The sequence below is a fragment of the Arthrobacter sp. MAHUQ-56 genome (assembly GCF_019710585.1).
Lineage (GTDB): Bacteria > Actinomycetota > Actinomycetes > Actinomycetales > Micrococcaceae > Arthrobacter.
On the sequence record NZ_JAIFZQ010000010.1, the window covers coordinates 54,885 to 68,094 of the forward strand.

At 67.3% G+C, this 13,210-nt stretch carries 9 protein-coding genes; 5 read left to right on the forward strand and 4 right to left on the reverse strand.

Features of this window, described 5'->3' with window-relative positions; genetic code table 11:
* Positions 1-7 precede the first annotated feature (7 nt).
* Positions 8-2,101 (forward strand): primosomal protein N', encoded by a 2,094-nt coding sequence (locus K4G53_RS06920; protein ID WP_221384890.1) that lies wholly within the window; start codon positions 8-10, stop codon positions 2,099-2,101.
* 10 nt (positions 2,102-2,111) lie between these two features.
* Here the strand turns inward: K4G53_RS06920 and K4G53_RS06925 are convergent, their stop codons facing one another.
* Genes K4G53_RS06925 through K4G53_RS06940 form a run of 4 tightly spaced genes read right to left on the reverse strand, consistent with a single transcriptional unit; the run spans position 2,112 to position 5,977 of the window.
* A complete protein-coding gene (locus K4G53_RS06925; RefSeq protein ID WP_221384892.1) occupies positions 2,112-3,188 on the reverse strand; it encodes a glycosyltransferase family 1 protein in 1,077 nt (358 codons plus the stop codon).
* Positions 3,185-4,114 carry an alpha/beta fold hydrolase gene (locus tag K4G53_RS06930; RefSeq protein ID WP_221384893.1) on the reverse strand — a complete coding sequence of 310 codons (930 nt, stop codon included), beginning with the start codon at positions 4,112-4,114 and terminating at the stop codon, positions 3,185-3,187. Before K4G53_RS06930 ends, K4G53_RS06925 begins: the two co-directional genes overlap by 4 nt.
* An 8-nt stretch (positions 4,115-4,122) precedes the next feature.
* Positions 4,123-4,992 carry an aldo/keto reductase gene (locus tag K4G53_RS06935; RefSeq protein ID WP_221384895.1) on the reverse strand — a complete coding sequence of 290 codons (870 nt, stop codon included), beginning with the start codon at positions 4,990-4,992 and terminating at the stop codon, positions 4,123-4,125.
* Between the two features lie 19 nt (positions 4,993-5,011).
* Positions 5,012-5,977 (reverse strand): sugar-binding transcriptional regulator, encoded by a 966-nt coding sequence (locus K4G53_RS06940; protein WP_221384897.1) that lies wholly within the window; start codon positions 5,975-5,977, stop codon positions 5,012-5,014.
* Positions 5,978-6,103: 126 nt separating this feature from the next.
* Between K4G53_RS06940 and K4G53_RS06945 the strand changes: the two genes are divergently transcribed.
* From K4G53_RS06945 to leuS, 4 genes are all read left to right on the forward strand, one after another.
* On the forward strand, positions 6,104-7,921 hold the full coding sequence (locus tag K4G53_RS06945) for a glycerol-3-phosphate dehydrogenase/oxidase (protein WP_221384899.1): 1,818 nt from the start codon (positions 6,104-6,106) through the stop codon (positions 7,919-7,921).
* Positions 7,922-8,012: 91 nt separating this feature from the next.
* Complete coding sequence (locus K4G53_RS06950; protein ID WP_221384901.1) at positions 8,013-8,762, forward strand: MIP/aquaporin family protein; 750 nt, start codon at positions 8,013-8,015, stop codon at positions 8,760-8,762.
* 38 nt (positions 8,763-8,800) lie between these two features.
* Complete coding sequence (gene glpK, locus K4G53_RS06955) at positions 8,801-10,315, forward strand: glycerol kinase GlpK (protein WP_221384903.1); 1,515 nt, start codon at positions 8,801-8,803, stop codon at positions 10,313-10,315.
* A gap of 339 nt (positions 10,316-10,654) precedes the next feature.
* A complete protein-coding gene (gene leuS / locus K4G53_RS06960) occupies positions 10,655-13,183 on the forward strand; it encodes a leucine--tRNA ligase (RefSeq protein ID WP_221384905.1) in 2,529 nt (842 codons plus the stop codon).
* Positions 13,184-13,210 lie beyond the last annotated feature (27 nt).

A 13,210-nucleotide genomic window follows, 5' to 3' on the forward strand; every position in this document is an offset into this window, starting at 1 on the left:
AACCACGGTGGCTGCTGAAAGCGCCGTCCAGCCGTCCCTGCTGCAGGGCTTCCCGGCCCGCCCGGTGGCAGGTGGGGTTGCCGCCGCCGCGCACCTTCCGGTTGCCCGTGTGCTCGTGGAGTCGTCGCTGCCCCATCTGGACCGCCCCTTCGACTATGCCGTGCCGGCGGCCCTCGACGAGGCCGCGCAGCCTGGCGTCAGGGTGAAGGTCAAGTTCAACGGCCAGGACCTCAGCGGATTCCTGCTCGAACGGCTGGCGGAGTCCGACGCCGGCCACGCGCTGGTGCCGCTGGCGAAAGTCGTGTCACCGGTGCCGGTCCTCACACCCGCCGTGCGCAACCTGGCGGAGGCCGTCGCGGCCCGCTACGCCGGCACGGTCAGCGACGTCCTGCGCCTCGCCGTGCCGCCGCGGGTTGCGAAGCTGGAAAAGGACATGCCTTTGGCCGCGCCCGGCGCGTCGGAAGCAACAGACGGAGGCGGGCATCCGCGTGCCGTTGACGCCGCCGATTCCGCATGGACCGGCTACCGTGCCGGGCCTGCCTTCCTCCGGCACCTGGCCGCCGGCGGATCGCCGCGGGCCGTCCTCAACCCCCTGCGGGGCTATGGCCCCGCCGGCTGGCCGCAGCTGCTGGCGGAAGCTGCCGCCGCTGCCCATGCTTCCGGCCGCGGCGCCCTGCTGGTAGTTCCGGACTACCGGGATCTTGACCGGCTCGAGGAAGCACTCAAAATGCTGCTGCCGGAGCAGGCGGTGGCAAGGCTCGCCGCTGACGACGGGCCGACGCCCCGCTACCGGAACTTCCTGCGGCTGCTGTCCGGAACCGCCAAAGTGGCCATCGGCACCCGGTCAGCCGCATTCGCTCCGGTGCAGGACCTGGGGCTCGTAGCCTGCTGGGACGACGGCGACGACCTCCACATAGAGCAACGCGCACCGTACGCCCACACGCGGGAAGTCCTGCTGCTGCGCGCCGAACAGGAAGGCACCGCCTGCCTCCTGGCAGGGCACGCCCGCAGCACCGAGGTCCAGCGCCTGGTCGACGCAGGCTGGGCAGCCCCGATCGGCTCCGATCGTCCTGGACTGCGCAAGACAGTTCCCCGGGTGGTGAACGCCGCTGACAGTTTCGAGCAGGGCCGGGACCCGCTGGCAACCATAGCCCGGCTGCCGGGTGCGGCCTGGAAGGCTGCCAAGGAGGGGCTGGAGCGCGGCCCTGTCCTGGTCCAGGTGGCCAGGGCCGGCTACGCGCCTTCACTGGTCTGCGACACCTGCCGTGAGCCCGCCCGGTGCAATGCGTGCCAGGGCCCCCTGGCGCTGGCCGGCACCTCGGCTCCGCCCCAGTGCCGGTGGTGTTCCACGCCGGCACCCGACTGGCGGTGCACCCACTGCGGCGCTAAGCGGCTCCGGAAGGGAGCAACGGGGGTGCTGCGCACGGCCGAAGAGCTCGGCCGCGCCTTCCCCGGCGCAACTGTCGTCACGTCGTCGGGGGACCAAGTGAAGGCCCGCGTCGGATCCGGCAAGGCACTGGTGGTGGCAACGGTCGGTGCCGAACCTGTTGCCGAGGGCGGCTATGCGGCCGCACTCCTGCTGGACGGGGACTCCCTGCTGCGCCGCGAAACCCTGCGCGCAGCCGAAGACACGGTGCGCCGGTGGTTCAACGCCGCCGCCTTGGTGCGGCCTGGCCCGGAGGGCGGCATGGTAGTGGTCACGGCAACGGACGCCGCCGCAACGGGTGCCTTGCTGCGCTGGGACCCTGCGGGCTACGCGGAGCGGGAACTGGCGCTGCGGACGGAGCTCGGGCTGCCACCGGCAGTTCGCATCGCGTCCGTCACCGGGCCGCGCCCCGCCGTCGAGCACTACACAGGTGCCGTGGAAGCCGAACTTGGAACAGCGGGCCTTGTGGTGCGCAGCGCCGGCCCGGCGCCCCTGCTCCTGACCGGGCCCCCTTCCGGGCGGCGCCAGGCTGAGGATGTCCGGACCCTGCTGTTCTTCCCCTACAGCCAAGGGGCCGCCGTCGTCCGTATCCTGCGGGCCACCCGGGCAGCCGTGGCCGCCAAGCGCACCACGGAACCGGTGCAGGTGCGCCTGGACGGTGTGGACGTGCTCTAGGGGAAACCCCTTAGCGCCGCCGCTTCGCCATGATTTCGTGCGCGACGTCGACCAGCTGGCGGGCGGAGTCATCCCAGCTGAACTCCCGGGCCCGCTCCACTGACCGGCGGGAGATGTCCTGCCACCGGGCCTCGTCCTGGAGCGCAGTCACGGCAGCCGCAAACTGCCCCGGGGATGACGGATCAACGTAGCTTGCGGCGTCCGCACCCACTTCGCGGAAGATCGGAATGTCGCTGGCGATGACGGGGGTACCCAGCGCCATCGCCTCCACCAAGGGAAGGCCGTACCCCTCGGCGCGTGACAGGCTGACAAGTGCTGTGGCCCGTCGCAGCAGGGCGTCATACTGCTCATCGGTGACGCCGTTGTGGAACACCACGGAAGCCCCGGCCGGGACGATCTTTTCGAGCTCAGCCCGCCGTTGCGGGGTGATCCGGCTGAGGAGGTGGAGGGTGTAGCCAGGCAGCCCGGACATGCCGGCCACCATGGTTTCCACGTTCTTGTAGGGCATGAACGAGCCCATGTAGACAATCGTCTTGTCCGCGCCGGCTTCCGGCCGCCGCGGCTCCTGCGCAGGCTGGGGGGCGTTGGCGATAATGCGCACGGGACGCCGGGTCAGGCGGTATTTGGCGATCAGCGCTTCGGTGGTGCGGCTGATGGTGGCCACGGTATCGGCACGGTTCAGGAGCAGCCGCTGCGGCCAGAACGCTTTGTGGTAAAGCCGCCACAACACTCGGACCGGTGCCGGCAGGAAGCCCGGGGGAGCGGGGTGCTCGTAGTAGATGAGGTCGTGCAGCGTCAGCACCAGCCCGTACTTCCGGCCCCAGGTGCCCATGGTTTGCATCGGGCACACCACCACATCCGGCTTCAGCGCGTTGACCTTGCGGGCCACGAACAGCTCGCGTGGCGAAAGCGGGCTGCTGATCAGCGTGTACGGCACGTCCGGCAGCAGGGCGAGCTGCCGCTCGTCCGAGACCAGCATGGAGACATCGGCAATCTTCGCCGCCGCGGCGATGAGGCTGGCGCCGTAGCGGCTGATGCCGTCATGGTGGTCGGTGCGGGTGAAACGTGCATCGATGACGATCTTCACGCGGGGTGGTCCTTCAGGAAGCTGCGGATGTGGCCGGCGGCCGGTTCCGGCGTTTCGTAGTGGATGAGGTGCCCGACGCCGGGGATCACCTTCAGGTTGCCGTCCGGCAGGAGCGCCGCGAGGCGGTGCTGGTCGGGGAGGGTGGCGATCTCGTCCTTTTCCCCGGCGATCAGCAGCACCGGAAGCTTCAGTTCCCCGGCCACCTCAGCCACGTGGTGGCTGACTGACGCGGTGAACGACTCCAGCAGGCTGTCGCGGTCGGCGAAGGAACTGAAGTAGGCATGGTGCTGGCCGTGGATGAAGCCGCGGAGGCCGCGGTCGCGCGTCTTGGCCATGGTTTCGCTCATGACGCGGACGATCACCCGGTTGCGCAGCAGCGCCAGGCCAAGCCCGCGGGGGAGGCGCGCGGCGAGCCGGTAATAGAGCACTGCCAGGCGCGTCATTACCCCCTTCGGCCCCTCGAGCGCCGGGGCAGCGATGGGGTTGACCAGGATGAGCGGATGCACGGCTGCCGGATGGCTGGCCACGAAGTGCGCGGCCACGATGGAGCCGAACGAATGCCCGAGCAGCACGGTGTCCGGCCCGAGGTCCAGGGCTGCCATGAAGTCCGCAACGAACTGGCCGTACCGCTCCACCGAGTGCTGGTCCTGGCCAAACGCATCCGAACTGCCGAAACCGGGAAGGTCGGGCATGATGATCCGCATCTCGGGCAGGTGGTCGGCCACGCGCAGGAGCCCGTGGTGGTCGCCGCGGAAGCCGTGGACCACCAGGATGGTGCGGGTCTGGGGCGTGGTCTCCAGCGGTTCGTACGTCCAGTAGGCAACGGTGCCCCCGCCGAGGGTTACCTCGGACGCGTAGGTGCGCGCATCGAGGTGGGCGCTCAAGTAGGCGGGCGCGGCAGGGCCGGTCTGCTTCGAGGTGTTCACTGCCCCGCCTAGTTGACGTTGTCCGGGTGGGACCCGGTGCGGTGTCCGCGGTCCAGGGCATTGATGGCTGCCATGTCACGGTCGGAAAGCTGGAAGCCGAAGACATCGAGGTTCTCCCGGATCCGGGCCTCGGCGCTTGCCTTGGGAATGGCGATGTTTCCCAGCTGCATGTGCCAGCGCAGGATGACCTGGGCGGGGGTCCTGCGGTGCTCGCCGGCGCAGGCCTGGATCACGGGGTCGGCCAGGACCTCGCCGCGGCCCAGCGGGCTCCATGCTTCCGTGCGGATTCCCAGCTCTGAATGCTTGCGCCGCAGTTCCTCCTGCTGCAGCCACGGGTGGAGCTCGATCTGGTTGACGGCCGGGACCACTTCAGCGCTTTGCAGCAACCGGTCCAGGTGGGCCGGCTGGAAGTTGCTGACACCGATGGCGCGGACCCTGCCTTCCCGGTAAAGCGTTTCCAGGGCCCGGTAGGTTTCCGGAAACAGGCCCCGCCGCGGGCAGGGCCAATGGATCAGGTACATGTCCACATAGTCCAGGCCGAGGTTGACCATGGAGTCATCGAACGCCCGGAGGGTGGCGTCATAGCCGTGGTGGTCGTTCCACACCTTGGTGGTGATGAACACGTCTTCCCGGGACAGCGGGGGAAAGAGTTCCCCGGACCCGCCGCTGCCGGTACCGTCGCCGAGCTGGGAGCTGATGCCGCGTGCCACGCCGGTTTCGTTGCCGTACATGGCGGCGGTGTCGAAATGGCGGTAGCCGGCGGCGAGGGCCGTGGCCACGAGCCCTTCGGCATCGGCGGGCGGCACTTTGTACAGCCCGAACCCGAGCTGGTCGATCAGCACGCCGTTGTTCAGGCTGAGCCGGGGAGAGGTTCTCATGGGAACGACTCTACCTACTTCAGCTGGTGAGTCCTTCGTAATCCACCAGGCGCCGCGCGGTGGCCTCGTCCACGATCAGGTCTGTGGCGAGCCGGGCCGCCAGTGCACCCCGCAGGCCGTTGATCTTGGAAACCCCCGAGACGACGCAGATCCTGCGCCGCACCTGGCGGAGCTGGGAAAGCGCCGGGCCCGTGGACCTCTCGTTCAGGACAATGCCGTCGGAGGACCCGTCACCCCGGAAAAACACGGTGGCGACGTCGCCCACGACATCCGAGTTTGCCAGCGCGTTCAGGTCCTCCTCGTCGAGGTAGCCGCCGGCGTAGACGTGGCTCGGAAAGTCCGCGTGCACCGAGCCAACGCCGAAGATGGCGATGCTCATCTTTGCCTGCAGTTCGAGGACCCGCTGCACACTGCGTTCATTCCACATGGCGGTCTTGGTGGCTGCATGGTCGAAGAATGCCGGAACCGGGAACTGTTCCACCCGCGCCCCGTACGCGTTTCCGAACCGCCGCATGATGTCGCTCGCGTAGGTGATGCCGGTGGTGTGCATGTTCCCTGCACCATTCAGCTGGACGATCACGCTGTCATGGGTGATCTTCCTGGTGAGGTGCCGGCTGACAGCGCTGAGGGTGGAGCCCCACGCGACGCCGATGATGGCGCTTGAGTCCACGATCGGCCCGATGGTCCGCGCCGCCTGCATTGCCACGCGGTCCAAAGTCTCGGCTTCATTAAGCGTGCCGATCACCGGGACAACGTGGACATCCACGTTGTAGCGGCGGCGGATCATCCCCTCCAGTTCGGGCCCCGTATCGAGCGGGTTGCGGATCTGGATCTGCACCAGGCCCGACTCGCGCGCAGAGGACAGCAGCCGCGAAACGGTGGAGCGGGACGTACGCAGCTCGCGGGCGATGGCGTCCATGGTGAGGTCCTGCAGGTAATACATCTGTGCAGCTCGGAGCGCATCAGCGTCCCGGGAAAGTGCCATCATCATTCCTTCCTGCACGTTTGTGCATAGTGCTTGACTCCATTTTCCATTACTCCAAACAATAGAGCAGAACGGCGGTGCGCCCTACAGGCGGGCCGCATCACACAAAGCCCCAAGGGAGTTGTTTTGGGACCCAAGGATCCAACTGTCCAACCGTCCACCACTGCGCCGGAATCCGGAACCGAACGTTCTTCAGTCCATAACCTGCGCCGCCGCCCGCACGCGAAGGTGCTGGTGGTCGGCGGCGGCATCAACGGAGTAGGCACCTTCCGGGACCTCGCACTGCAGGGCGTCGACGTTGCGCTGGTGGAGCGCGGTGACTACTGCCAGGGAGCAAGCGGCGCTTCCTCCCACATGATCCACGGCGGCATCCGCTACCTGGAAAACGGCGAGTTCCGGCTGGTCCGCGAGTCCGTGGTGGAGCGCAACCGCCTGCTGCGCATCGCCCCGCACTACGTCAAACCCCTGCAGACCACCATTCCCATCTTCAGCACGTTCTCGGGAATCCTGTCCGCGCCGCTGCGGTTCCTCACCCACAAGCAGCAGGGCAAGCCCAAGGAGCGTGGCGCGTTCCTCATCAAAGTCGGGCTCAGCCTGTACGACGCGTTCTCCAGGGACGGCGGGACCGTTCCCCGGCACCAGTTCCGGACCCACAAGCGCGCGCTCCAGGAACTGCCCGCCCTGCGCCCCGACGTCAAATACACGGCCACCTACTTCGATGCATCCGTCCACAACCCGGAGCGCCTGACCCTCGACGTCCTGCAGGACGGGGAAAAAGCAGGCCGGGCAGAGGCAGCAGGCCTGGGCCAGGCCAGCACAGCCCGGGCGAGCAACTACCTCTCGCTGCAGTCCTTGACGCCGCAGCCCAACGCGGGCACGGGGCGTGGCGGCACCGTTCGGCTCCGGGACGAACTGACGGGCGGGGAATTCGACTTCACGGCCGACATCATCGTTAACACCACCGGAGCATGGGTGGATCTGACGAATGAGGCCATGGGGGCTGCCTCCTCCTTCATGGGCGGCACCAAGGGTTCCCACATCGTGCTGGACCACCCCGGCCTCCTGGCAGCTTGCCGGGGGCGGGAGATCTTCTTCGAGCACACGGACGGCCGCATCGTCCTGATCTACCCCATGGGTGACCGGGTCCTGGTGGGGACCACCGATGTGGACGCAGACATGAGGCACGATGCTGTCTGCACTGACGAGGAGATCGACTACTTCTTTGACCTGATCGGCCACGTGTTCCCGAACATCGCGGTGGACCGGGACCAGATCGTCTACACGTTCTCCGGTGTCCGGCCCCTGCCCCGGCATGACGCCACCCAGCCCGGCTTCGTCTCCCGCGACTACCGCATCGAACGCCGGGGCCCGGCACCCGACGGAAGCGGCGCCGTCGTCCTGAGCCTCGTGGGCGGCAAATGGACCACCTTCCGCGCGCTGGCCGAGCACCTGACCAACGAAGTCCTGGCAGAACTCGGCGTCCAGCGGAAGGTGTCCACTGCCCAGCTCCCCATCGGCGGCGGCGCCGGCTTCCCGGCCGACGAGGCGGCGGAACAGAAATGGATCAAGGCGCACATGGCTGACGGGCGCGACGCGGACCGCACCGCCGGGCTGCTCACCCGCTACGGAACCAGGGCCGAAGACGTCATCGCCTACCTCGACGCCGAACCCGACCAGGCACTGCGGTCCACCCGGGAACTCAGTGTCCGTGAACTGGAGTTCATGGCGGCGAACGAACAGGTAGGGCACCTGGTGGATGTGTTCATCCGGCGCACCTCCCTGGCCTTCCGGGGGCTCGTCACCGGCGAACTCCTGAACGAAGTAGCAGAAGTGCTGTCCGTCCCGCTCAAATGGGACGCCGCAGCACGCGCTGCTGAGATCAAGCACGCCCAGGACGTGCTGCAGCGTTTCCACCGCGTGGAAACGCACAGCCTGGTCGCTTAAGGCCGGGCAGCGGGCCGGGGCGCACCAGCGTCCCCGGCCAACGGTCCTTCACCCGCGGAGGACCGACAACTAAACAAAGAAGGAGTCAAAGATGTCTCTAGGAATAGTCTTCCTCTCCGAAGTCTTTGGCACGGCCATGCTGACCCTCCTGGGTTGCGGCGTCGTTGCCAATGTGGCCTTGAGGGGGACAAAAGGCAACAGCGGTGGGTTCCTGATGGTCACATGGGGGTGGGGAATCGCCGTCTTCGCGGGTGTCTTCGTCGCCGCCAAGTCGGGCGCACACCTGAACCCCGCCGTCACCCTCGGCCTGCTGATCAACGGCAAGCCCGAATACGCCCCGGGCGTCGCCGTGGATTTCGCATCAACCGTGACCTACTTCGGCGGCGAACTGCTGGGGGCCTTCCTCGGCGCGGTCGTCTGCTGGCTGGCGTACAAGCAGCACTTCGATGACGAACCGGAACCCGCCGGCAAACTCGGAACCTTCTCCACCGGCCCCGCCATCCGCTCCACCCCATGGAACCTCATCACCGAGATCATCGGCACTTTCGTCCTCGTTTTCGTCATCCTTACTTTCGGCGGCACCCCCTCGGGCCTCGGCCCGCTGGCGGTAGCGCTGCTCGTCGTGGGCATTGGCGTCTCGCTGGGCGGACCCACCGGTTACGCCATCAACCCCGCCCGTGACCTCGGACCGCGCATCGCCCACGCAGTACTTCCCATCAAAGGCAAGGGCTCCAGTGACTGGGCCTACTCCTGGATCCCGGTGGTCGGCCCGCTTGTCGGCGGAGCCTTGGGCGGCCTTGTTGCCAGGATCGCACCGATCATCGTCACCGCAGCCGCCTGAACCACAACCAGACAAACAACCAAGACAAGGACGTCATCATGAACCAGTACGTAATCGCCATCGACCAGGGCACCACCAGCACCCGCGCCATCATCTTCGACCACAGCGGCGCCATTGTCTCCTCCGGCCAAATGGAACACGAGCAGATCTTCCCCCAGGCGGGCTGGGTGGAACACGACGCGTCGGAGATCTGGAACAACACCCGCGAGGTCATCGGCTCGGCCCTGTCGAAGGCAAACCTGACACGGCACGACATTGCCGCCGTCGGCATTACCAACCAGCGCGAAACTGCCGTGGTGTGGGACAAGACCACTGGCAAGCCGGTGTACAACGCGATTGTCTGGCAGGACACCCGGACGCAGGACATCGTGGACGAGCTGTCAAAGGACGGCGGCGCTGACCGCTTCAAGCAAAAAGTGGGCCTGCCGCTGGCGACCTACTTCTCCGGCACCAAGATCAAATGGATCCTGGACAACGTGGACGGCGCGCGCGAGAAGGCAGAAGCAGGCGACCTGGTCTTCGGCAACACCGATGCCTGGGTCCTGTGGAACCTGACCGGCGGCGTGGACGGCGGTGTCCACGTCACCGACGTCACCAACGCTTCCAGGACCCTGTTCATGGACCTTGACACGCTGCAGTGGGACGAGGAGATCCTGGGCATCTTCGGCGTGCCGCGCAGCATGATGCCGGAGATCAAGTCCTCCTCCGAGGTGTACGGCACCGTCCACAGCTCGCAGCTGCTCCGGGAAACGCCTGTGGCGGGCATCCTGGGCGACCAGCAGGCGGCCACGTTCGGCCAGGCCGCCTTCGACGCGGGCGAGGCCAAGAACACCTACGGCACCGGCTGCTTCCTGATCTTCAACACCGGTGAGGAGATCGTCCACTCGAAGAACGGGCTGCTGACCACGGTGGGCTACAAGCTGGGCGACGCCAAGCCCCACTACGCCCTGGAAGGCTCCATCGCCGTCACCGGCTCGCTCGTCCAGTGGCTGCGTGACAACCTGGGCATGATCAGCAGCGCCCCGGAGGTGGAGACCCTGGCGGCCTCGGTCAAGGACAACGGCGGCGTCTACATCGTCCCGGCGTTCTCCGGCCTCTTCGCCCCCTACTGGCGCTCCGACGCGCGCGGTGCCATCGTGGGCCTGACCCGCTTCGTCAACAAGAACCACATCGCCCGGGCCGCGCTGGAAGCCACCGCCTTCCAGACCCGCGAGGTGCTTGATGCCGTCAACGCGGACTCCGGCGTCCCGCTCACCGAACTGAAGGTCGACGGCGGCATGGTCGCCAACGACGCCTTGATGCAGTTCCAGGCGGACATCCTCGGGGTCCCGGTGATCCGCCCGAAGGTCATCGAAACCACGGCCCTGGGCGCCGCCTACGCTGCAGGCCTCGCCGTCGGTTTCTGGAAGGACCTGGGCGAGTGCTCGGCCAACTGGTCCGAGGACAAGCGCTGGGAACCCCAGATGGACCAGGCCGAACAGGACCGCCAGCTGCGGCTCTGGAAGAAGGCGGTCACCAAGTCCATGGATTGGGTCGACGAGGACGTTCGGTAGCGTGACCCATCGTTGATGGCAGCCGCACCTGCCCCGCCCGCTTCGCGGTGCCCACCACACCCGGGCGAGGTGCGGCTGCCATCAACGTAACCGTCATGCCACCTCAGCCGCTCGTTTGCGACTTACGCTGAGGGGGTGTGCAGGTGCGCTAAAGTAGATTTATGCGTGCGATCCTTCTGCTTAGCTAGCCGCCCGGCGTCCGAGATTACGGATAGCTGAGCGGCAGCCCCTCCATGGCGAGGGGCTTTTGTGTGTCCGGGGTATGCCGCCGGGCCCGCAGCAGGAGGATCAGGCCGTTATGGCAGCACAGATGCCGTAACAGAACAGAAGAGGGCAGCAGTGGGCGTTCAGCCGGAGACAGAGACCGGAACAGCAACAACAGTGTCGGCGGAAGTGCCTGAAGAGGGCACCTACAGTTTCGCCGCGATGGAAGCCAAATGGCCGCAGGTGTGGGAGGACCTCAAGGTCTTCACGCCGGTGGACGACGGCTCCCGGGAACGCCGCTATGTGCTCGACATGTTCCCGTACCCGTCCGGCGACCTGCACATGGGCCACGCCGAGGCGTTCGCCATGGGCGATGTGGTGGCACGCTACCTGCGCCAAAAGGGGTACGACGTGCTGCACCCCATCGGCTGGGACTCCTTCGGCCTGCCCGCGGAAAACGCAGCCATCAAGCGCAACGCCCACCCCAGCGAGTGGACCTACGCCAACATCGACACCCAGGCTGCCTCCTTCAAGCGGTACGCCATTTCGGCTGACTGGTCCCGCCGGCTGCACACCTCCGACCCCGAGTACTACCGCTGGACGCAGTGGCTGTTCAAGCGCTTCTACGAGCGGGGCTTGGCTTACCGGAAGAACTCCCCGGTCAACTGGTGCCCCAAGGACCAGACGGTGCTCGCCAACGAGCAGGTCGTCAACGGTGCCTGCGAGCGCTGTGGAACCACCGTCACCAAGAAGTCGCTGAACCAGTGGTACTTCAAGATCACCGACTACGCCGACCGGCTGCTGGACGACATGGAGCAGCTGCGCGGCCACTGGCCCGAACGCGTCCTGGCCATGCAGAAGAACTGGATCGGCCGCTCAGAGGGTGCCCACGTCAACTTTGTCGTAGAGGCCGACGGCGGGAAGCCCGCCAAGGACGTCACGGTCTTCACCACCCGCCCGGACACCCTGTACGGGGCCACGTTCTTCGTGGTGGCTGCCGACGCGCCGCTCGCCGTCGAACTCGTCACCGATGAGCACGCCGCAGCCCTGGACGCGTACCGCGAGCAGGTCAAGGCGCTGTCGGAAATCGAGCGCCAGTCCACGGAGCGGGAAAAGACCGGTGTCTTCACCGGCCGCTACGCCATCAACCCGCTGAACGGCGAGAAGCTGCCGGTCTGGGCTGCCGACTACGTGCTCGCGGACTACGGCACGGGCGCCATCATGGCCGTGCCCGCCCACGACCAGCGCGACCTGGACTTCGCCCGCACGTTCGACCTGCCGGTACGCGCCGTCCTGGACACCGGCGAAGAGGACCCCGCAGTCTCCGGCACGGCGACAGCGGGGGAGGGCACCCTGATCAACTCGGGCGAGCTGGACGGCCTGCCCAAGGCTGAGGCGATCCCCGCCGCCATCGCGATGCTCGAGCGGCAGGGAACCGGCGAGAAGTTCGTGAACTTCCGGCTGCGGGACTGGCTGCTGAGCCGCCAGCGTTTCTGGGGCACCCCGATCCCCATCATCCACTGCCCCGCCTGCGGCGAAGTGCCCGTGCCCGACGAGCAGCTTCCCGTGACGCTGCCGTCGGACCTGCGCGGCGAAGACCTGGCGCCCAAGGGAACCTCGCCGCTTGCAGCCGCGGAGTCCTGGGTCAACGTTGAGTGCCCCTCCTGCCATGGCCCCGCAAAGCGGGATACGGACACGATGGACACCTTCGTGGACTCCTCCTGGTACTTCCTGCGCTTCGTCTCGCCCCAGTACACCGAGGGCCCCTTCGATCCGCAGAAGATCAACGACTGGATGCCGGTGGGCCAGTACGTCGGCGGTGTAGAGCACGCCATCCTGCACCTGCTCTACGCGCGGTTCTTCACAAAGGTCATCAACGACCTCGGCATGATCGAGGCCAACGAGCCGTTCAGCGCCCTCCTGAACCAGGGCCAGGTGCTCAACGGCGGCAAGGCCATGAGCAAGTCGCTGGGCAACGGCGTGGACCTCGGCGAACAACTGGACAAGTACGGTGTGGACGCCGTCCGCCTGACCATGATCTTCGCCTCCCCGCCCGAGGACGACGTCGACTGGGCCGACGTTTCCCCGTCCGGCTCCGCCAAGTTCCTGGCCCGCGCCTGGCGCCTGGCGCAGGACGTCAGCAGCGGCCCCGGGGCGGACTTCGCTGCCGGTGACCGCGCCCTGCGCTCGGTGACGCACCGCACCATTGCCGATGCCGCCGAACTCCTGGACGCCAACAAGTTCAACGTGGTGGTGGCCAAGCTGATGGAGCTGGTCAACGCCACCCGCAAGGCCATCGACTCCGGTGCCGGCGGGGCGGACCCTGCCGTCCGCGAAGCCGTTGAGGCCGTCGCCGTCATCCTGAGCCTGTTCGCGCCCTACACCGCCGAGGACATGTGGAGCATCCTGGGCCACCCCGCCTCGGTGGCCAACGCGGGCTGGCCCGCGCACGATCCGGCCCTGCTGGTCCAGGACACGGTCACCGCCGTGGTCCAGGTCCAGGGCAAGGTCCGCGACCGGCTGGAGGTATCCCCGCAGGTATCCGAGGACGAGCTGCGCGAACTGGCCCTGGCCTCAGAAAACGTGCAGCGTGCCCTGGACGGCCGCGGCATCCGGACTGTCATCGTGCGGGCCCCTAAGCTGGTGAACATCGTCCCGGCCTAGCAGCCGGTTCGCAGTAAGGAATCACCG